This is a genomic window from uncultured Methanospirillum sp. (assembly GCF_963668415.2).
In the GTDB taxonomy this organism is placed as follows: domain Archaea; phylum Halobacteriota; class Methanomicrobia; order Methanomicrobiales; family Methanospirillaceae; genus Methanospirillum.
This window is the reverse complement of the sequence record NZ_CAXXDL010000001.1, coordinates 2,499,743-2,519,009: the sequence shown is the minus strand read 5'-3', so window position 1 is coordinate 2,519,009 and position 19,267 is coordinate 2,499,743. Positions and strand designations below refer to the sequence as shown.

Sequence of the window (19,267 nt, the reverse complement as noted above, 5' to 3'; positions counted from 1 at the left end):
TATGCCAAAAGTTGTTACCGATGTTGTATGTCCATTTTGTGGGACATTATGCGATGATCTTGTAATAACGGTTACTGATGATGAAACCGATATCATTGACTGCCAGAATGCCTGTGCAATCGGTGCTGAAAAGTTCCTTCACCTCTCAAAGGCTGCAGGTCATCACAGAGTAACCCGCCCACGCAAACGCCAGCCTGACGGAACCTACAAAGAGATCACCTACGACGAGGCCATCGAATATACCGCCCAGATGCTGGCAAAGTCCAAGAAGACACTCTGGTACGGATGGGCATCGACAAGCTGCGAAGCAATGTCTATCGGACACAAGGTTGCAGAAAAGGCCGGAACAATGGTCGACAACTGTGCAACAGTCTGTCACGGCTCCTCACTTCTGGCAATTCAGGACGTCGGAGTTCCCTCCTGTACTCTCGGAGAAGTCAAGAACCGTGCAGACCGTGTCGTCTTCTGGGGTTGCAACCCGGCACACGCTCACCCACGCCACATGTCCAGGTACTCAATCTTCCCCCGTGGATTCTTCACAACCAAGGGTCACAAGGGTAGGAAGATCATCTGTGTTGACTGCCGGTACACTGACACAGCAAAGTGCGCTGATGAATTCATTCAGGTTGAGCAGTCATACGACTACGAACTTCTCGATGCATTCAGAACCGCTCTGCGTGGAGAACCAATCCCTGATGTAGTCGGTGGTGTTCCGAAAGAGAAGATCATATCAGCTGTCGAGACCCTGAAGGAAGGAAGGTTCGGCGTTATCTTCTTCGGAATGGGTATGACCCACACCCTGGGCAGAAACCACAACATCGATATCGCAATCAACTTCACCCGCGACATGAACGACTACACCAAGTTCGCCATCGTCGCTATGAGAGGACACTGGAATGTTACCGGTTCAGGACAGGTACTCTCCTGGCAGTACGGATTTCCATACTGTGTGGACCTTACCCGTCGGACCCATGCACGATACCAGCCTGGTGACACATCTTCTGTCGATCTCCTCCGCAGAAAAGAGGTTGATGCCTGTATCTGTATCGCTTCAGATATCGGAGCACACTTCCCGATTGAAGCAACCCGTCATATGGCACAGATTCCATCAGTCTGTATCGACCCGCACATCAACCTGACCACCGAGATCTCTGATGTTCACATCCCGGTCGCCCTGGTCGGTGTTGAGGTTGAAGGCTGTGCATACCGGATGGATAATGTCCCAATGGCATGCCGGAAAGTCATCAACCCACCAGAGGGGATGCTTACCGACGAAGAACTCCTTGAAAAGATCTATGTACGTCTCTGTGAAATCATGGGGGATTCATAAATGACTGAGTATCTGATTAAGAACGGTCATGTCTTTGATGTCGTCAGCGGTGTAAAGGGAGACAAGAAAGACATCGCAATAAAAGACGGAAAGATCGTCGAGAAGGTCTCTTCAAAGGCCAAGACAGTCGATGCATCCGGCAAGACCGTCATGGCCGGAGCACTTGACATTCACTCCCACGTGGCTGGTCCGAAAGTAAACCTCGGTCGCTGGTTCAGACCAGAAGACAAATGGTTCAGGGGACAGATGCGTGGCGGTATTGTCAAGGAGACCTCCCGTATGGAGCAGGGATTCTCGATTCCGTCCGTCTTCAGGACCGGATACTGCTACGGCAGAATGGGATACACCTTTGTCATGGAAGCAGCAATGCCTCCAATGTATGCACGGCACGTCCACCATGAGATCCATGAGACTCCGATCATCGATGAAGCAGCACTGCCGGTATTCGGTAACAACTGGTTTGTCATGGAGTACCTCAAGGAGAAAGAGGTAGAGAAGACTGCAGCATATATTGCCTGGCTCATGAGGGTGACCAAGGGATACGGTATCAAGGTCGTCAACCCAGGTGGCACTGAAGCATGGGGATGGGGTCTGAATTGTCTCGGCATCAACGATGAAGTTCCGTACTTCGATATTACTCCGGGAGAGATTGTATCCGGTCTGATTGAGTGCAACGAATACCTCGGCCTTCCGCACTCTGTTCACCTTCACCCGAACAGCCTTGGTGACCCGGGTAACAATCCGGTAACCCTCGACACCATGAAGCTTGCCTCAAAATACAAGGCAAACAACAAGTTCGGCCGTGAGCAGGTTCTGCATATGACTCACCTCCAGTTCCACTCCTACGGTGGTTCAGGCTGGGGAGACTTCTGCTCTGCATCCAAGGAGATCATGGATTACGTCAACAAACACCCGGAGATCACCTTTGATACCGGTAACGTAACCCTTGATGAGACCACCACGATGACTGCCGACGGTCCGTTCGAACACCACCTCTGTGCACTCAACCACCTAAAGTGGTGTAACGTGGATGTCGAACTCGAGACTGGATCAGGTGTCGTGCCGTTCATCTACAGCCCGAACGTCTTCCCCTGTGCAGTGCAGTGGGCAACCGGTCTTGAACTTGCCCTCCTCTCAAAGGATCCAATGCGGACCATGATCACCACTGATCACCCGAACGCAGGTCCGTTCACCCGGTACCCACGTGTCTTCAAGTGGCTCCTCAGCAAGAAGACCCGTGATGAGCAGATGGCAGCCTTCAAGAACAGTGGAAAGGTAGCCGACGCAACCATCCTGAACGAACTGGATCGTGAGATCACCCTCTACGAACTCTCACAGATGACCCGTGCTGCTCCGGCAAAGGCTCTTGGTCTCTCAAGTTCCCGTGGTGGTCTTGCAGTTGGTATGGATGCAGAAGTTGCAATCTATGACATAGATCCGACAAAGCTCCCAACTGATCCGGAAGAGTACGAGAGAGTATTCTCAAATGTCTCATATCTGTTCAAGAATGGGGACATGGTCATCAAAGAGGGAAGCATCATTCTTGAGAACCCAACCAAGATGACATTCTGGGTTAATGCACAGGTTCCTGATAACAAGCAGGTTACCCGTGACGTCAGGGAGAAGTTCCTCAGGTATTACACCGTTACCCAGCCAAACTACGAAGTTCCTGACTCATATGCACCCCACCCGCATGTGATTGAAACAACCGCAAATGTGTGAGGTACCAGGAATGAAGACAGTAACAATAAAGATGGTAAAGGTCCCCGAACTTTATCTCGAAGGAGATATGATCACTCCGGATCAGTTTGCGGGAAAGACAAACGAAGAGATTGCTGCCCTCCGTTGCTACGAAGGAAGAGAGACCTACAAACTTGGGGATTTCTTTGAGATCCATGGGGATGCAGTTGGTGCAACTCCGGAAGAGACCAAGGTCATTGTAACCGGTGACTGTAAGAAAGTCAAGTACATCGGCATGAACATGACAGCCGGAGAGGTTGTTGTGGAAAGCAGCTGCGATATGTACACCGGTGGATGGATGAAAGGAGGAAAACTCCACGTGAAAGGAAACGTGGACTCCTTCTCCGGTCTCGGTATGGAAGGCGGAGAATTTGTTGTCGACGGAAACGGCGGCAACTTCATCGGTGCCTCATACCGTGGCGACTGGCGTGGCATGCAGGGTGGTGTTCTCCGTGTCAAGGGCAATGTTGGTAGTGATATCGGTACCTTCATGAACGGTGGAACACTCATCGTTGAAGGGGACGCCGATGTGCACATTGGAACCCACCAGGAAGGCGGGACCATCATCGTCAAGGGTAATGTCAACCGCCGTGTCGGTGGACAGATGGTGAAAGGGACGATCTATGTCTACGGAACCATCAACTACATGATGCCCGGGTACAAGTACAACCAGGATGTTGAACTTGAGGTTGACGGGGACAAGGCTGTCTTTGCCGAGTACCTCGGTGACCTTGGAGAGCGTCACTCTAAGTCCAAGGGACAGGTTGTCTACGGTAAGATCTACCTGAAGAAGAACTAATCCTCTCTTTTTTTAGCCGGATTCTTCGGCCTTTAATCCCGAAAAATAGTATGATCAGTTCCTGATCATATCGATGAATGCTTCAATTCGGGTTCGTATCTGCTCTGTGTCAGCAGGTGAGTAATCAGTCTCGATCTGAATAACAGGAAGATCCTTCTCTTTCATAGCCTTTGAAAGAATACGTGACTCGACATTGTACGTATGACAACCGATCCAGGTTATGTCCACAATGCCATCTGCGTTGTATTCTTCTGCAACTTTAGCCAGAATGTTCATCCGTTCGGTATTCGGGCTCATACAGGAGCAGGGAATCTGGAGATATTTCTTTGCAACAGCATGGACAAGATCGGAATCAGAGGTATCAACATCATGGAGATACTGTTTCATTCCTGCACAGTTCTCGATGTAGATTACGGCTGCACCTGACTCCTCGATGATCTTCAGAACTTTTTCAGATCCTAGTCCAGTTGGAACACCGGTTACGATGATCCGTGGTGTGCCTTTTGGAAATGCTCCGGTACCGTTTGCCTTCATCTTCTTCCCTTCTTCAATAAGGGCCTTCAGATGAGTGTTGAACTCTTCAGGATCATAAGTGAAGTTACGTGCCCAGGTCACTTTCAGCATGTCCTGTCCGGACAGCACAGGCGGGTCAGCTCTGTTGAGTTCGGCAACCTCTCTGATAAGTCGGCGCTGCTCATTCATCCGGTTGATGGCTGCTTTTAGAGAATCGGTTGTTATCGTAACTCCGAGACGCTGTTCAATCTCGGTCTTGCAGCGTTGAACTTCCGAGTACCAGTAATCATCCTGTGCCTTGCCAGTAGCTCCCTGGGGAACCTGTAGAACAACGGTCGGTTTGAAGGTGTTCATCAATTCAAACATCTTCTTCTTGCCATCACAGGTTGTTTCACCTATGATAAACTCAGCATTGACAAAGAACGGACATTTGTCTGTTATGGCAAATCCATAACTGGATTTAATCAAAGGACAGAAGTTTCGTGGAAGGTCCTTCTCACCATCTGCGATCGGCTCTTCTTTTGTGGCACAAAGGGCTACCGGGAATCCACCTGCTGCAAGAACAAGTTCCTGAGGGGCAAACACACAGTAAAATCCGACGATTGGAACTTTCTTCTCTTTTATTGCGGTAATTTCTGCTGATGCTCGGGGCATCGCCTGATCAAACCATGTTAATGATTCTGCTCTCATAGTAACTCCGGTCATTGGAATTGAATCAAAAGACAGAACAGTGATAAGAGATCCTCTCCCATCGCTCTGGCAACTGGTTGAAAGATTTCAATCAGGCAGAATATTCAGTCTCCTTAGTATTCACCATTGTGAAGGATATGAACCCATATTCATCTGTTGATTAGGCAGTATTAATCGAAGAAGTTTCACAGGATTCGTAAAACTATCCCTGCAGACCTTGAAAAATGCGATAAAAGAACTCATAAGGGTTATATCATAACCCTTACCGGGACCAGCGGCCATGGATCAACTGTGCTTACAGACAGAACTGCCCCGATCGCACCGGAGAACTCGGCATGTTCAGGAACACGGATCTCCTGCTGTATCAGGACCGACATTCTTGATACGATGTCCGCATTTGCAGATACCCCACCGGTAAAGATAACCGGTGGAGCCAGAGTCATTCGTGATGCGAGAGAGAGCGTACGTCTGGCAATTGCGTCATTGATACCGGCAACTATCTCATGTACCGGACATCCGCGTGATAAGAGCCCGATGATTTCAGATTCCGCAAAGACTGTGCACATCGATGAGAGCCGGAGCGGTTCTGATTCTCTTCCAATGGAACCCATATCGCTCAGAGAGACAGATAAGGCATCTGCCATGATTGAAAGGAATCTGCCAGTACCTGCTGCACATTTATCATTCATTGCAAAATCTGATACTTTACCGGTATCTCCAAGGCTGATAACCTTCGCATCCTGACCACCGATGTCGATCACGGTCCTGCATCCGGGAACGAGGTACACTGCTCCCTTCCCATGACATCCGATCTCATTGAGAACCTTCGAGGATCCGGGAACCATCTTGCGGCCATACCCGGTTGCAACGATGGTGACAGGAGGAGAACCCATTTGGCTGCTCATGGTGTCTATCAGTCCGGTAACACCCTGTTCATACGAGACTCCTGATGAGATCTCATGCAGGATCCAGGACGAACCAGTCCAGAGTGCCCCTTTTATCCTTGTTGAACCGGCATCTATCCCGAGGATCGGCATTCCTGGCACTCCACCCGTCTCATTGGTGATTTGTTCTGTCATACAGAGGCTCCATAATTACAGTGATAATGCAGACCGAGAATACATCGCCAGAGATCGATCAGGTAACACTTCCATGAATCAGAACAAGCCCGGCTGACCGCCTGATATCAGATACATAAAATCCACTCTGTTCAAGAAGGGAACTGATCTTAGGGCATGAACGAAGAAGTGCACGGGAGAGGAACGTCGATGAAGAGTGTTTCTGTTTATACGATCTGCCAATTTCACTCTCGATATCAATCTCAACAACGATGAGTGATCCGTGAGGGTGCATACACCGCTTGACCTCATTCAATATCATCACCGGATCTGTTGTAAAGCCGATGACGGTGATGAGAAATGCCTGAATGATTGATCCGTTCCGGATCGGGATATACTCGCCGCATCCCTGAATCACTCTGACGCCCCGCTGATATGCCATCCTGACCAGAGCATGGGATGGTTCGATCCCTACAAAAATACCAAGTGCTGAAGAAAACCTGCCTGATCCACACCCGATATCCAGGGTCGCACCTTCTCCGGTTCTGACAAAAGGTCTGATCAACTCCTGCTGTTCAGAGAAGAGATCATGATTGTCATCAAACCAGTGATCATATTCTAAAGCACGTACCTCAAACGGATTTTCAGGATCTCTATCAGGAACCAGAAACACCATTCTTCCTCACATCTATGTTGTTTTTTAATGATTTTGCCATCCGGAGAAGTTTGGGTAGATCGGGTCTTCCGTCATGGTAATAATAAAAAAGGACAGACACAAAGTCCTCACAGAGATCCATCACATCCTGGCGGAACCTTATCTCCATGATATCATCCCCGACCCATCCCTTCATTGAAAAGCCATCTGGTATCTCGAACTTGAAAAAACCGGGACCCATCTCAGACAGGGTCATCACAGGTCCGAAGTTTTTCAGAAAACTGATAAAGTCTTCAGTGACCGGTGCACTCAGGACAACCTCACGCATGAATGCCCCATCCACACAGACCTTATGCCTGACTGACCTGATTATCCGCACAGCGGGCTACCTCCAGAATGGCTTCTGCTGCCTGTAAACACTCTGCATCGGTTGTAAACCAGGAGAGACTCAGTCGTACCGAACCGGTGCCTCCGTCCATCTCCTTATGAACAAGCGGAGCACAGTGGAGTCCTGATCTGGTTATGATCTGATATTTACGTGTCAGGATAAACCCAAGATCATCGTTATCGAGCCCGTCGATATTCAACGAGATGATCGGCAGATCAGGGAATTCATTCTGAATAATAATGTTGGGTGCTCCTTTAAGTCTCTGAATCATCATCCTTGTCTGTCTGATCCCCTTCTCCTCAATAGCAGACAGACCGATTGATTGTATGAACCCGACTCCGGCCTCAAGTGCTGCAAGACCCGGGAAGTTGTGGGTACCTGCTTCAAACCGTTCGGGCATTCCCCTGGGATGGGTCAGAACTGAAGAGTATGACCCGGTCCCACCGAACCTGACCGGATTTATCTCTTCTGGATTCTTGATGACAAACCCTCCGGTTCCGGGAATCCCGAACAGTGCTTTATGTCCGGTAAAAACATACGCATCGGTGTGCATGTCATTGACAGAAATGGGGATATGGCCTGCTGTCTGTGATCCATCTGTGATGAGGAATATCCCGTGTTCATGGAGATGTCTGCCGATATCATTTATCTTCTGAACAGAACCAAGCACATTACTTCCATGGGTCAGAACTGCCAGCCTGGTTTCAGGCGTTATTGACTCTTCAATTGCATCGCTATCGATATCTGATCCATCCAGGGGAAGGATAGTAAGATGTATTCTTCCTGCCTGTTGTAGTTCAGACAGGGGTCTGAGCACTGAGTTGTGCTCAAGAGCAGACGTTATCACATGAATCTTCCCCTTGTGAGCCGAACAGAAGCCCTGAATAAGGGTGTTCAGGGCATCAGTGGCGTTATGGGAGAAGATAACCCGTTCATTGTCACGAACACTGAGGAGATCTGCAATCGCACTTCTTGCAGACCAGATATAATCTTTTGAATCCCTGGTGGCACTTCTCCCCCCGCCGGTGAAAGGGGAGAGGAGAGACTGCTGAATTGCGGCGAGTACTTCCGGAGGTTTCGGCCAGCTCGTTGCTGCATTATTCAGATAGATGAAATCAGTCCCGGTCATTTGTGACATTTATCCTGAATTGTTCAGTATGTCTGTCTCTTCTTGTTCTCATAGATGATGTTTGTAGGGTTTCGCATGAGAGATACAACGTATTTCCTGTTTCACATTATGGGCACTAAAAACTTGCACACACTTTCAATTAACTCGGTGCATTCATTAAATATGTATCTCTTGCGAACATTCGTACCTGGTGCCCAAAAAAAATCGCAGAGTCAAATTATTATATTTTATTAAGTACAATAATAAAAATAAAAAAGTGTTTTTAAATAAAACGCATCACCCTATTAATTTTTGCAATGAGGCCCCAATTGGCGTTTTTTATTGCAAAAACCATTACAAAATTTATGCCTAATTTTGCAATTCGGATGTGATATATACCTACGAACTATGAATGTGATTTGTTGATCGGGGTTCCGGATATTGTGCCTAACAACGCTCTGCCATCGGGTGGCAGAGATACCTGGGTACTGATCATCCTCTGGAATAGCGATGACAGAACCGGAATCACACTAGGTGTCAGCTTTCAGTGCTCTATAAACCTGGTGTGTATCCTCAGGGTGACACCCTGGGATGCCAGAACCGGATTGCCTGATCAGAACTGAACGTGATAAGATAGGATTTTTCGGGAGATCCTATGGCCGAAAATAACACCTTAAACATGATAACCCAGCGTGCCGTCGAAGAAGGCATTGCAATGGAAATCGGGAAGACATCTCCGGAATACTTCGATGCCTGTAATCTCATCGAGATGAATGAACAGGACATGAAGAGACTGAAGATATTAAAGAACACCAACGTTCGCGTTACAAGCGAAAGTGGCCAGGTCATTGTCAAAGCAGTGGTTGCTCGCCAGACTGTATATCCGGGTCTCTGCCACATCAGGCAGGGTGTCTGGGCAAACCAGGTCGTTCCTCCCCGCACCCAGTCCACCGGTACACCCCAGTACAGCGGGTTCCCTGTAACCGTGGAGCCTGCACCGGAAGAGAAACTGAAGACTGCCCTCCAATTAGTACAGGGAGCAGTCGGCATGTGGAAGGGTGAAGAATAATGCCAAAGGTATATGAGAATGTGGGATGCCCATACTGTGGCTGCTCCTGCGATGATGTCAGAGTAACAGTCTCTGATGACGGAAAGAAGGTGCTTGAGGTCGAGAATGTCTGTGCAATCGGAACTGAGATCTTCAAGCACGGCAGCTCAGAACACCGGCATAGATTACCCCGGCTTCGCCAGCCAGATGGCTCCATGAAAGAGATCTCCTACGAGGAGGCTATTGAGTGGACCGCACAGCATCTGTACAAAGCAAAAAAGCCACTCATGTACGGGTTTGGTTCAACAAACTGTGAAGGACAGGCAGCAGCAGCCCGTGTTATGGAAACAGCAGGTGGCTGTCTTGACAACTGTGCAACCATCTGCCACGGCCCATCATTCCTCGCAATATTTGATAACGGATACCCAACCTGCACCCTTGGAGAGGTCAAGAACCGTGCAGACGTGATTGTGTACTGGGGATCTAACCCGGCACACGCACACCCACGTCACATGTCCCGGTACTCTATCTTCCCACGTGGATTTTTCACAGGAAAGGGACAGAAGAAGCGTACTGTCATCGTCATTGACCCCCGGTACACCGATACTGCAAACGTTGCAGACATGCACCTCCGTGTAAAACAGGGGCACGACTACGAACTCTTTGATGCATTCCGGATGGTCATGCACGGGCATGCAGATGATATCCCTGATGTCGTTGCAGATGTTCCAAAAGAGCAGATCCTTGAGGCTGCCGAGATCATGGGGAATGCCCGGTTCGGAACCGTCTTTTACGGAATGGGTCTGACACACTCTGATGGTCGTAACCACAACATCGACATTGCAATCTCCCTCATGCGTGACCTGAACAAGGTTGCCAAGTGGACGATCATGGCAATGCGTGGACACTACAACATCGCAGGTCCCGGTGTCGTATGGTCATGGACATTCGGATTCCCGTACTGCCTTGACCTCACCAAGAAGAACTATGCACACATGAACCCGGGTGAGACCAGTTCAGTGGACATGGCAATGCGTGATGAAACGGATATGTTCATCAACATCGGAACTGATGCAGGTGCACACTTCCCGATTCCGGCAGTCCAGCATCTGAAGAAACACCCCTGGGTCACCATCGATCCAAGCGTCTGTATGGCATCAGAGATCTCTGACCTGCACATTCCGGTCTGTATCTGTGGTGTTGACACCGGTGGAATTGTATACCGGATGGACAACGTGCCAATCCAGTTCAGACAGGTTCTCGATCCACAGGGTCTCCTCACCGATGAGGAACTGCTGAACAAGATCGCTGACCGTCTTGATGAACTCAATGCACAGGGGGCCTGAATATGTCTGAACTGATTATCAAGAACGGATACGTCTTTGATCCAATCTCCGGAATTAAGGGAGACAAGGCAGATATCGCCATCAAGGACGGCAAGATCGTAGAGAAGGTCTCTTCAAAGGCAAAGACCATCGACGCCAGCGGTAAGACCGTTATGGCCGGTGGTGTTGACATTCACACCCACGTGGTTGGACCGAAAGTCAACCTTGGTCGTGAGATGCGGCCTGAAGACAAACTCTTCCGTGGTGATTACCGTGGCGGGATTCTCAAACAGGGCAAACGGATGGAGATGGGATTCTCGATTCCAACCACCTGGAAGACCGGGTATGCATACTCCCGTCTGGGATACACCTACGTTAATGAGGCAGCAATGCCCCCGCTCATGGCACCCCACGTTCATGAAGAGATCAGGGACACGCCAATCCTCGATATCAGTGCCATGCCGGTCTTCGGGAACAACTGGTTCTGTCTTGAGTACCTCAAGAACAAGGAGATCGAGAACAACGCTGCTTACGTTGCATGGCTCCTGAAGGCAACATACGGTGTCGGTATCAAGGTCGTCAACCCAGGTGGCACAGAAGCATGGGCATGGGGAGAGAACTGCAACACCATTCACGACCCGGTTCCATACTTCGATATCACCCCTGCCGAGATCGTCAAGGGCCTTATCGAGACCAACGAGTACCTTGGTCTGCCCCACTCAATCCATCTGCACCCCAACAACCTCGGAAACCCGGGCAACTACACAGATACTTTAGACACCCTGAAGCTCGCAGAGGGATACAAGGCAAAGAACAAGTTCGGCAGAACCCAGGTCCTGCACAACACTCACCTCCAGTTCCACTCCTACAAAGGAGACAGCTGGGCAACCTTTGGATCTGCAGCAAAGGAAGTCATGGACTACGTCAACAAGACTGACAACATCACCATTGATCTCGGATGTGTCACCCTTGATGAGACGACCACCATGACAGCCGACGGACCATTCGAGCACCACCTCATGGAACTCAACCACCGCAAGTGGGCAAACTGTGATATCGAACTCGAGACTGGTTCTGGTATTGTGCCGTTTGTGTATGATAAGGACGTCGCTGTCATTGGTATCCAGTGGGCAGTCGGTCTTGAGATCGGACTCTATGCAAAGGACCTGATGCGGACCTTTATCACCACTGACCACCCGAACGGAGGACCATTCAGCCGGTACCCACGTATCATCAAGTGGCTCATGTCTAAGAAGGCCCGTGACGCAACCCTTGACTCCATGAAGCGTAAGGACAAGGTTATCGCAGCAACCGATCTCGCCTCCATGGACCGCGAACTCAACCTCTACGATATCGCTATGATGACCCGTGCAGGTCCGGCCAGGGCACTCGGTATGTCAGGCATGTATGGCAGCCTCGCTCCAGGTGCTGATGGAAACGTAGCGATCTACAACCTTGATGCTAAGAAGATCCCAACTGATCCAGAGCTGATTGAAGAGGCATTCACCAAGACTGCCTACACCATCAAGGAAGGAGTTGTTGTTGTCCAGAATGGTGAGATTGTTGCTGAGCCGAAGGGACACACCATCTGGACCAAGGTCACCATGCCTGAGAACTCCCAGGTTATGCGTGATATCAAAGAGAAGTTCACCAAGAGTTACACCGTTAACCTTGAGAACTACGCAGTGTTCGACGACCATGTGTACCGCCCACGGGCACTTGAAGTAGAAGTAGCCTGAGGTGCAAAAGATGGAAACCGTAACAATGACCCTGGTACAGCAGCCTGAGCTGTACCTCGAATGCTACAGTGTAACCCCTGACAAGTTTGCAGGGAAATCTCTGGCCGAGATCGCTGATCTTCCGGCTCATGAGGGAAAAGTTGTCTGGAAACTTGGAGACTTCTTCTCGTTTTCCGGAAAGGCTGGAGAGACCGCAGCCGACACCAAGATCATCGTCAACGGAAATGTCCGTAAGATGAAGCGGTTCGGCCAGCAGATGACCGATGGTGAGATCCTCATCAACAGCGACGCAGACATGTATGTCGGCTGCTGGATGAGAGGCGGCAAAATCACCGTCAAGGGAAATGCTGATGCATTCCTTGGAATCGGTATGGAAGGCGGAGATATCCTGATTGAAGGAGACGCTGATAACCATGTTGGCAGTGCGTACCGTGGTGACTGGCGTGGTATGAGCGGCGGTCTGATCCGGGTAAAAGGAAAAGCCGGAAATGATATTGGTACCGCTATGACCGGCGGGACCATCATCATCGAGGGCGATGTCTTTATCCATGTCCTGACCCACGCTGAAGGTGGAACCGTCATCATCAAGGGTGATGTCGAGGGCCGTGTCGGTGGTCAGTTGGTCAAGGGAGATGCATACATACTTGGAAAACTCCTCTACCCGATGCCAGGATACAAGAAGATCGGAACCGTCGAGAAGGAATGCGACGGTCAGACCTACACCTTTGATGAGTACATTGGTGACCTAGGAGAGCGGAAAGAGAAGAAGAAGGGAGAGATTGTCTGGGGTCACATATACCTCAAGGCAAACTAACTTTTTTCTTCGTGAATTAGTACATACAGATCCGGTTTTACCCCGTATTTTCATACCGGAGTTACGCAACACTAACTTCTGATTCGATTAGAAACGTTCCTAAACCCCCAACGGGGACCCGTTGGGGGCCCCAGGTAGGACCGGTGAAAAGGGCTTTTTCAAGCAAAATAAGGTATTGTAACCTGTGAGAAACGGAAAGGGAATAACCACAGTACCGAGGAATTACGATGGAAGATATAGATTTAATTAAACTGCCAGAACTACCAGTCATCGAGGTGGTCGATGATCTTATCCAGGTGTACAAGGAGTTCATGGTAATCAGGGCTGCTCTGCAGCTTAAACTCTTTGACTGGATGGCTGCACATGGACCGGCTACAATTGAAGAGGTGAGCAAGGGAACGAAGATCCCCATGGAGTACATGGCACCCCTGATCGGGATGCTTTTTTACCTGGACATTGTCCGACGATCTGGTGAGAAATACCTGGTTTCCCCATCAGCAAACCTCCACTTCGTGAGCAGCAGCAGATATTACCAGGGAGATATCATCCTGGCACTCGCCGAGCCGGAATCCCCATGGAACGATCTGCAGACCTACCTGACAAGTCCTGAAGTAAAATCCACATTCGAGCAGGAGAGCCCGCTGATGAGTATGTCCCGGGCAGAACAGGAGATCAGGGGTATGCTCAAGAACATAACGACAGTTGCAAGCCGGTGGGCAGGATTTAAGGATGCAAAGTCGTTCCTTGAGATTAGCAGCGGCCATGGTCTGTATGCCATGGCTGCCTGTCAGATTCATCCAGATCTGAAAGCTTCAGTCCTTGTGCAACCTGTCAGTTCAGAACTACTCAAGCAGAATATTGCCAGGCACGAGATGAAGGACCGGGTTACACCGGTCAGCGGAAACCTGGGAGCCCTCCCGGAAGGGAAATTTGATATCATCCTGATCTCCCATGCCCTGTACGCAGACCAGAACCAATGTGATGCAATCCTGAAGGACGTCAGTGCCCATCTGAATGATGGTGGTCTTTTCATCTCGAACCACTGGTTCATAAGAGATTCCGAAGGGACCGGAATGCAGGGGCTGTACGAACTTGAACTTGGCATCCACAACACGTATCATGCTATCAAAGACCGGGAAGGATATGAGAAGCTCTGTAATGATAACGGCCTTGTAATCTTCCAGACCGGTGTACTACGGAGTGCATATGGCGAATCTACGATTCATGTGGCAACAAAGACCGGGAGTGGAGCATAATGGCAACAGCTCCTGATAGGTTCGTCTCCACATCGTTTGACCAGTTGTCTGATGAAGAACTGAAAACAGCGATGCTGATGCATGTGAGAATGGGATTTCTGATGAAGAATCCGGGAAAGAGCAAAGAAGCTGAAGTGATTGCACAGGATATCATAGACAGACTCTCTCTTGATCAACTCAGAAAGATTCATCCTGATACCTTCTTTTCCAATAAAAAAATGGGGGAACTTCCGAAGAATCCCTATGAGGTAGCCCTCGAATTGCTGGGCGAGGGATAATCAGGCAGCCCGGTATCTTATCGGGTTACTAACCCGTTTTCATTGATACGAAGATTTTTAAAAGGATCTGAACCCATCATCCTTGAAGTTGAGAATTCTGGATCCCAATAGTTATTCATATCGATACTGTCCCTGATTAATTTCGCTTTCTGAGAAGTCGTACTCTTACTGGTGCCAAAAAAACCACAGATATCATCAGCAGACTGGTAAGGCTCAAATGAAGAGTCGAACAGGAAATTCATCTGTCCAACTGCGTATACAATACCGGCAGCCCAGATGTCACTCTTCCCCCTGCTGAATTTTGAATCTTTCTTTCGTGCTAATTTGCCCGTAACAGTCCGGCAGATAGTGGCATATTCTTCATCAAGCCGCTCTTTGCAGAAGTCATCTGTAAGAGTAGTGACAGCATCATACTTCTCCTGTTGTTCTTCTGGTATCCGCGGAGGTTTATTAGAATTATTGGCAGTAATTGATTCTTTCTTTCCTTTAGATGTAATTTTTTGAGCAAGTTGTTTTATCAGGTCTGGTTCTCCAGATTGGAGCACTTCCATGAAGATCTCTTCTGCATGCATTTCAAGATACGATGTAATTTTTGTGTCATCATCAATATCTATCCCGGAACGCAGCAGATGTTTAGCAAGTATCCCAGCCATCACTCCATCGATATCAGATGATGATGACATGACCCGTTCCTGTAACGGAAGGATGGCCTCAGCAATCTCCAATGCATTGGGTTGCAAATTTTCTTTTCCAAGAAATGTAAAAAAGGCATGAGCAATTGGGATAATGAGTTTTTAGTTTTTGGGTCCATCGGACAGGGAATTAAAGTATTCTCAATAGATTTACAGACGTCTGATACATTCCACTCATTGGGATTAGAGATCTCTTGAACCAACAATCCCACCATGGTCGAAAGAACATCAATGACATCTGTCCCAGAAACCTGATTGAGATCAGATACATAACGTGAATCAGAAAAGGGGAGTACCCATGTGGAGAGAATGGAATACAATGTATTAGTAACGTTAGGGTCAACCCCTTCCATCATACGCTCTCCGACTTTTTGAAAATATTTCAATACCTCTTCGAAATCATCGGTATCTACGCCTTCATCTTCAGCGCCGATTAATAGTGATTTACGCATACTATACAGATCAGGGTTATCCATGACCTCATAGAAATCGTTCTTCAGGGTCTCAATGCCCTTTGCAATTGCATTTGCTTTGGAAAGACGTTTTAATCGATGTAGATACCTGAAGAACTGGGTAAGTACCCCAGGAACAGAGTATATGTATTCTCCATCACGATAGAGACTTCTTGGAAAATCGACCATCAGGCAGCGTTCAACCGTATTCTTTGTCCACTCTGATGGCAGGCAATCCTGATAGTATAAGAGAAAAACGGCCAGATCAGTAACAACCTCATGGGCATACTCATTGTCTTCCTCGTCGAGTTGTTGATACTCCAGGCTTTTGGTAAAATCATCATACCATTCATCAATTAGATCAAATGCCAGCCTGGAATCCCGGGGGAATGCCGTAGGAAACTGATCATGCATAATATGTACCTCATCTCCAGGAAAGAAATTCTTTTGTTAATGTAGATACCATTCCTTGATCCCCAAAACACGAGAATCAGGCATTACATTCGAAAAAATAGAGATTCAGCAGTTTAAATTTTTTTATACATCTTACAATATTGTAATTTGCCTCATTCCCAAGCGAAATATGTATTCCCGGCAATACTCAGATACCATGGGCTGGCTGCACCTTCGGAGTTGTGATGACTGACCAATTATCGATTACCGTTCCCTGCGTAAAAGAGATAGATCACGTGTTCTCACCATCTGATCACGAGGTGGTCATCGAGTCACCGTATGCACTGTGGGTAAACGGTCGTCAGATCCTGAATGTGATGACAAGCCCCAGCCGGCTTGAGGACTTTGTTGTTGGATATCTCTATACTGAAGGTCTGATTAAGCAGGTTGATGACATTGAGTCATTGCAGATAGAAAAACAGACAATTCGTGTTCTGACATCCGGTAAAGTGGCTATCAGGGGAGGGAAGAAGACCATCCTCTCAGGATGCGGAGGCGATTCATCCTTTCTTGATATCAAAAAACTTCCCACCGTAACCTCTGGCCTTGTGATGGATCCGGCATGGCTCCATCAGGCATTGAAACTCGTCCTTGACTCTGATCTTCATGTCAGAACCGGGGGAATTCATGTTGTGGGCCTGGTCAGCAGTGATGCCATGATAACAAAGACCGAAGACATCGGACGCCACAATGCACTGGACCGGGTGATCGGATATGCTCTGCGGACAGGATGGGATCTTTCCCGGACCTGCGTATTGATTTCAGGCAGAATATCTTCTGAAATGTCAAGAAAGTGCATACTTGCAGGTATTCCAATAATTGCATCACGGGGAGCGACCACATCGCTTGCAATCGAGATGGCAGAGGCAACAGGGCTCACCATCATCGGATTCATCAGAGGTGGCAAAATGAATATCTATGCCTCACCTCACCGGGTTGCAGGTGCACAGGCTTTCCACTCAGGATAATCGTCTATAGGTCAAAAATCCTAAAAGAGAATATATTGGTTGATGAAGGAGGAGGATCTCCCCTCACGTCATCTGATTCTGAATGAACCTTATACCGGGCTGAACTTGTACTCTTTCAGTGCGGTCTTTCCGTCATCAGAGGTCAGCAGGGAAACGTACTCTTTTGCAAGGTCCTTCTCCTTTGATTCAGTAAGGACACCTGCATTGTACTTTGCAACTACGTTGAGGTTTTCAGGGATCTCGATGATCGTGATCTTATCTGCAAGTTCTTTACTCACATCAGAGTAGTAGGTGATTCCTGCATCTGCTTCGCCCAGGGAGACCTTGGTGGTTGCACCAGCAACGTTCGTCTCTTCTGATACGATGTTCTTCTTGAATGCATCAACAAATGACTGACCATAGGCGGTGTCATTGACGGTCTTGTTTAGCATCTGTTCGGTGTACTTGCGTACCGGAACATCCTTGGTCTCACTTACAATCTTTACGCCAGGCTTTGCAAGGTCTGCAAGACTGGTGATGCCGGCCGGGTTGTCAACAGGAACAATAAGTGCGAGTTTGTTTGTTGCGTAGGGTGTGACATCATCCTTGCTGATTAGTTCAGCCTTGATCAGGTTATTGATGTTTGACTCACTTGCCGGAAGGAAGAGGTCTGCAGAGGCACCCTCCTTGATCTGTGTCTCAAGGGTTGCAGAACTGTCAAAGTTCGGGGTAATTTTTACACCCGGGTGTGCAGTCTCGAATGCCTTGTCGAGATCTCCGACAACACCGGTAAGTGATGCGGCTGCAAAGATGGTAAGTTCTGTCTGATTTGTGTCAGCAGCTGATACACAACCGATCTGCACTGCCAGCAGAAGCAGTACAAGCCCGATTGTAAGATACTGTATGTTCATCTTCATAATAGCACTCCTGAATACAGGTTAGTTTTTGTTTTTATCCTAGATAAATGCGAATCATTAAATACATTCATTGTACTTTCCTGAACCTACCGTGATGCGTGCTCTGATCGTACATTTATTCCCCATTTTACGGGTTTTGGTTTCTCTGCATAATCGAGACAAAACATATAGAGGATATATATAGAAATTTGATGACATCTATTGTATGTTCGAATCGATCGGTAGAAGCATCGCTCTGATCAAAGCGAGCTGGGAAGTGCTGCGGAATGACAAAGAACTCCTGTTGTTCCCTGTTCTTTCTGGTATCGTCTGCATCATCATTACTGCCTCGTTTCTCATCCCTGCTGTCCTTATGGGAGTAGGGCTTACCGCAGAGCATCAGAATTCACCGCTGGTATACGTCGGTATCTTCCTCTTTTATCTGGTCACGTACTTCGTGGTTATCTTCTTCAACGCTGGACTTGTAGCCTGCGCCAACATCCGGCTGACTGGAGGCGATCCCACGTTCTCTGACGGTATATCAGCAGCAAAGCAGAATATCGTACAGATATTTATATGGGCGCTGATATCTGCAACTATCGGACTTGTTCTCCAGGCAATCAGGGACAATAATAACTTCGTGGCCCAGATCATCTCGTCCATGATAGGTGTTGCATGGAGCCTTTTGACCTTCTTTGTCATCCCGGTGATGATCATCGAAAAACGGGGCACCCTTGAGTCGATCAAGGAGTCTGCATCACTATTTAAACGAACATGGGGAGAGACGGTTATCGGTCAGGGCGGTGTAGCACTTATCTTTCTTCTTATTGCAATTGTTGCCCTGATCCCCGTTACTCTTCTGATGATGACCGGAGTTGGTGAGATCATGATAGCCGCTGTAAGCCTGTACGTGCTTCTTCTGATCATCCTCTTCGTAATAGCCAATGCAATGCAGGGGATCTACAATACAGCTCTCTACCTGTATGCAAAGAACGGCACAGTTCCGTCTGTGTTCTCAAAAGATCTTATCGAACATGCATTCAGGCAGAAAAATTCAACCCGCCAGGGCGGCAACATCTGACAGTT

20 protein-coding genes are annotated in these 19,267 nt (G+C 48.3%); 12 read left to right on the top strand and 8 right to left on the bottom strand.

Annotated features, from left to right (window positions below):
• The first annotated feature begins 1 nt into the window (after nucleotide 1).
• Genes ACHZA2_RS11885 through ACHZA2_RS11875 form a run of 3 tightly spaced genes read left to right on the top strand, consistent with a single transcriptional unit; the run spans nucleotide 2 to nucleotide 3,869 of the window.
• Nucleotides 2–1,330 (top strand): formylmethanofuran dehydrogenase subunit B, encoded by a 1,329-nt coding sequence (locus ACHZA2_RS11885; RefSeq protein ID WP_319538612.1) that lies wholly within the window; start codon nucleotides 2–4, stop codon nucleotides 1,328–1,330.
• Nucleotides 1,331–3,052, top strand: a complete 1,722-nt coding sequence (locus ACHZA2_RS11880) for a formylmethanofuran dehydrogenase subunit A (RefSeq protein ID WP_319579893.1) — start codon at nucleotides 1,331–1,333, stop codon at nucleotides 3,050–3,052.
• 10 nt (nucleotides 3,053–3,062) lie between these two features.
• Nucleotides 3,063–3,869, top strand: coding sequence for a formylmethanofuran dehydrogenase subunit C (locus tag ACHZA2_RS11875; protein WP_319538614.1), 807 nt, complete (start codon nucleotides 3,063–3,065; stop codon nucleotides 3,867–3,869).
• A gap of 54 nt (nucleotides 3,870–3,923) precedes the next feature.
• On the opposite strand, the gene ACHZA2_RS11870 is transcribed toward ACHZA2_RS11875, so the two are convergent.
• From ACHZA2_RS11870 to ACHZA2_RS11850, 5 genes are all read right to left on the bottom strand, one after another.
• A complete protein-coding gene (locus tag ACHZA2_RS11870; protein WP_319579892.1) occupies nucleotides 3,924–5,072 on the bottom strand; it encodes a double-cubane-cluster-containing anaerobic reductase in 1,149 nt (382 codons plus the stop codon).
• Nucleotides 5,073–5,320: 248 nt separating this feature from the next.
• On the bottom strand, nucleotides 5,321–6,151 hold the full coding sequence (locus tag ACHZA2_RS11865) for an acyl-CoA dehydratase activase (protein WP_319538616.1): 831 nt from the start codon (nucleotides 6,149–6,151) through the stop codon (nucleotides 5,321–5,323).
• Between the two features lie 58 nt (nucleotides 6,152–6,209).
• Nucleotides 6,210–6,806: a methyltransferase domain-containing protein gene (locus ACHZA2_RS11860; RefSeq protein WP_319538617.1), complete on the bottom strand. Its 597-nt coding sequence runs from the start codon at nucleotides 6,804–6,806 to the stop codon at nucleotides 6,210–6,212.
• Nucleotides 6,787–7,164 carry a hypothetical protein gene (locus tag ACHZA2_RS11855; RefSeq protein ID WP_319538618.1) on the bottom strand — a complete coding sequence of 126 codons (378 nt, stop codon included), beginning with the start codon at nucleotides 7,162–7,164 and terminating at the stop codon, nucleotides 6,787–6,789. Before ACHZA2_RS11855 ends, ACHZA2_RS11860 begins: the two co-directional genes overlap by 20 nt.
• The gene (locus ACHZA2_RS11850; RefSeq protein ID WP_319579891.1) at nucleotides 7,136–8,302 is read right to left on the bottom strand and encodes an aminotransferase class V-fold PLP-dependent enzyme; all 1,167 of its coding nucleotides are present in this window, start codon (nucleotides 8,300–8,302) and stop codon (nucleotides 7,136–7,138) included. The genes ACHZA2_RS11855 and ACHZA2_RS11850 overlap by 29 nt, the downstream gene beginning before the upstream one ends.
• Nucleotides 8,303–8,703: 401 nt before the next feature.
• On the opposite strand from ACHZA2_RS11850, the gene ACHZA2_RS11845 reads away from it, so the two are divergent.
• The 7 genes from ACHZA2_RS11845 (at nucleotide 8,704) to ACHZA2_RS11815 (ending at nucleotide 14,741) form a co-directional block, all read left to right on the top strand.
• Nucleotides 8,704–8,904, top strand: coding sequence for a hypothetical protein (locus ACHZA2_RS11845; protein WP_319579890.1), 201 nt, complete (start codon nucleotides 8,704–8,706; stop codon nucleotides 8,902–8,904).
• Between the two features lie 32 nt (nucleotides 8,905–8,936).
• Nucleotides 8,937–9,350: a molybdopterin dinucleotide binding domain-containing protein gene (locus ACHZA2_RS11840; protein WP_319538621.1), complete on the top strand. Its 414-nt coding sequence runs from the start codon at nucleotides 8,937–8,939 to the stop codon at nucleotides 9,348–9,350.
• Nucleotides 9,350–10,675, top strand: coding sequence for a formylmethanofuran dehydrogenase subunit B (locus ACHZA2_RS11835; RefSeq protein ID WP_319538622.1), 1,326 nt, complete (start codon nucleotides 9,350–9,352; stop codon nucleotides 10,673–10,675). The genes ACHZA2_RS11840 and ACHZA2_RS11835 overlap by 1 nt, the downstream gene beginning before the upstream one ends.
• A 2-nt stretch (nucleotides 10,676–10,677) precedes the next feature.
• Nucleotides 10,678–12,393 (top strand): formylmethanofuran dehydrogenase subunit A, encoded by a 1,716-nt coding sequence (locus ACHZA2_RS11830; protein WP_319579889.1) that lies wholly within the window; start codon nucleotides 10,678–10,680, stop codon nucleotides 12,391–12,393.
• Nucleotides 12,394–12,403: 10 nt separating this feature from the next.
• Nucleotides 12,404–13,207, top strand: coding sequence for a formylmethanofuran dehydrogenase subunit C (locus ACHZA2_RS11825; protein ID WP_319579888.1), 804 nt, complete (start codon nucleotides 12,404–12,406; stop codon nucleotides 13,205–13,207).
• Nucleotides 13,208–13,434: 227 nt separating this feature from the next.
• Nucleotides 13,435–14,463, top strand: a complete 1,029-nt coding sequence (locus ACHZA2_RS11820) for a class I SAM-dependent methyltransferase (RefSeq protein ID WP_319579887.1) — start codon at nucleotides 13,435–13,437, stop codon at nucleotides 14,461–14,463.
• Nucleotides 14,463–14,741, top strand: coding sequence for a hypothetical protein (locus ACHZA2_RS11815; RefSeq protein WP_319579886.1), 279 nt, complete (start codon nucleotides 14,463–14,465; stop codon nucleotides 14,739–14,741). Before ACHZA2_RS11820 ends, ACHZA2_RS11815 begins: the two co-directional genes overlap by 1 nt.
• Before the next feature lie 17 nt (nucleotides 14,742–14,758).
• On the opposite strand, the gene ACHZA2_RS11810 is transcribed toward ACHZA2_RS11815, so the two are convergent.
• Both ACHZA2_RS11810 and ACHZA2_RS11805 read right to left on the bottom strand, forming a co-directional pair.
• Nucleotides 14,759–15,424, bottom strand: coding sequence for a DUF6398 domain-containing protein (locus tag ACHZA2_RS11810; RefSeq protein WP_319579885.1), 666 nt, complete (start codon nucleotides 15,422–15,424; stop codon nucleotides 14,759–14,761).
• Nucleotides 15,394–16,299: a hypothetical protein gene (locus tag ACHZA2_RS11805; RefSeq protein WP_319579884.1), complete on the bottom strand. Its 906-nt coding sequence runs from the start codon at nucleotides 16,297–16,299 to the stop codon at nucleotides 15,394–15,396. The genes ACHZA2_RS11810 and ACHZA2_RS11805 overlap by 31 nt, the downstream gene beginning before the upstream one ends.
• A gap of 224 nt (nucleotides 16,300–16,523) precedes the next feature.
• Between ACHZA2_RS11805 and fdhD the strand changes: the two genes are divergently transcribed.
• Nucleotides 16,524–17,306 carry a formate dehydrogenase accessory sulfurtransferase FdhD gene (fdhD, locus tag ACHZA2_RS11800; RefSeq protein ID WP_319579883.1) on the top strand — a complete coding sequence of 261 codons (783 nt, stop codon included), beginning with the start codon at nucleotides 16,524–16,526 and terminating at the stop codon, nucleotides 17,304–17,306.
• Between the two features lie 89 nt (nucleotides 17,307–17,395).
• Here the strand turns inward: fdhD and modA are convergent, their stop codons facing one another.
• Nucleotides 17,396–18,202: a molybdate ABC transporter substrate-binding protein gene (gene modA, locus ACHZA2_RS11795; RefSeq protein ID WP_319579882.1), complete on the bottom strand. Its 807-nt coding sequence runs from the start codon at nucleotides 18,200–18,202 to the stop codon at nucleotides 17,396–17,398.
• Nucleotides 18,203–18,407: 205 nt separating this feature from the next.
• Here modA and ACHZA2_RS11790 point away from each other — a divergent pair, with 205 nt between their 5' ends.
• Nucleotides 18,408–19,262, top strand: a complete 855-nt coding sequence (locus tag ACHZA2_RS11790; protein ID WP_319579881.1) for a DUF6159 family protein — start codon at nucleotides 18,408–18,410, stop codon at nucleotides 19,260–19,262.
• The last annotated feature ends 5 nt before the right edge of the window (nucleotides 19,263–19,267 follow it).

Bases quoted from the DNA above. Each gene is read 5' to 3' on its own strand.
- ACHZA2_RS11810 (WP_319579885.1), bottom strand. From the start codon at position 15,424: ATGTCATCATCATCTGATATCGATGGAGTGATGGCTGGGATACTTGCT.
- ACHZA2_RS11880 (WP_319579893.1), top strand. From the start codon at position 1,331: ATGACTGAGTATCTGATTAAGAACGGTCATGTCTTTGATGTCGTCAGC.
- ACHZA2_RS11825 (WP_319579888.1), top strand. From the start codon at position 12,404: ATGGAAACCGTAACAATGACCCTGGTACAGCAGCCTGAGCTGTACCTC.
- ACHZA2_RS11830 (WP_319579889.1), top strand. From the start codon at position 10,678: ATGTCTGAACTGATTATCAAGAACGGATACGTCTTTGATCCAATCTCC.
- ACHZA2_RS11850 (WP_319579891.1), bottom strand. From the start codon at position 8,302: ATGACCGGGACTGATTTCATCTATCTGAATAATGCAGCAACGAGCTGG.
- ACHZA2_RS11790 (WP_319579881.1), top strand. From the start codon at position 18,408: ATGTTCGAATCGATCGGTAGAAGCATCGCTCTGATCAAAGCGAGCTGG.
- ACHZA2_RS11815 (WP_319579886.1), top strand. From the start codon at position 14,463: ATGGCAACAGCTCCTGATAGGTTCGTCTCCACATCGTTTGACCAGTTG.
- ACHZA2_RS11840 (WP_319538621.1), top strand. From the start codon at position 8,937: ATGGCCGAAAATAACACCTTAAACATGATAACCCAGCGTGCCGTCGAA.
- ACHZA2_RS11820 (WP_319579887.1), top strand. From the start codon at position 13,435: ATGGAAGATATAGATTTAATTAAACTGCCAGAACTACCAGTCATCGAG.
- ACHZA2_RS11805 (WP_319579884.1), bottom strand. From the start codon at position 16,299: ATGCATGATCAGTTTCCTACGGCATTCCCCCGGGATTCCAGGCTGGCA.
- ACHZA2_RS11865 (WP_319538616.1), bottom strand. From the start codon at position 6,151: ATGACAGAACAAATCACCAATGAGACGGGTGGAGTGCCAGGAATGCCG.
- modA (WP_319579882.1), bottom strand. From the start codon at position 18,202: ATGAAGATGAACATACAGTATCTTACAATCGGGCTTGTACTGCTTCTG.
- ACHZA2_RS11835 (WP_319538622.1), top strand. From the start codon at position 9,350: ATGCCAAAGGTATATGAGAATGTGGGATGCCCATACTGTGGCTGCTCC.
- fdhD (WP_319579883.1), top strand. From the start codon at position 16,524: ATGACTGACCAATTATCGATTACCGTTCCCTGCGTAAAAGAGATAGAT.
- ACHZA2_RS11875 (WP_319538614.1), top strand. From the start codon at position 3,063: ATGAAGACAGTAACAATAAAGATGGTAAAGGTCCCCGAACTTTATCTC.
- ACHZA2_RS11885 (WP_319538612.1), top strand. From the start codon at position 2: ATGCCAAAAGTTGTTACCGATGTTGTATGTCCATTTTGTGGGACATTA.
- ACHZA2_RS11860 (WP_319538617.1), bottom strand. From the start codon at position 6,806: ATGGTGTTTCTGGTTCCTGATAGAGATCCTGAAAATCCGTTTGAGGTA.
- ACHZA2_RS11870 (WP_319579892.1), bottom strand. From the start codon at position 5,072: ATGAGAGCAGAATCATTAACATGGTTTGATCAGGCGATGCCCCGAGCA.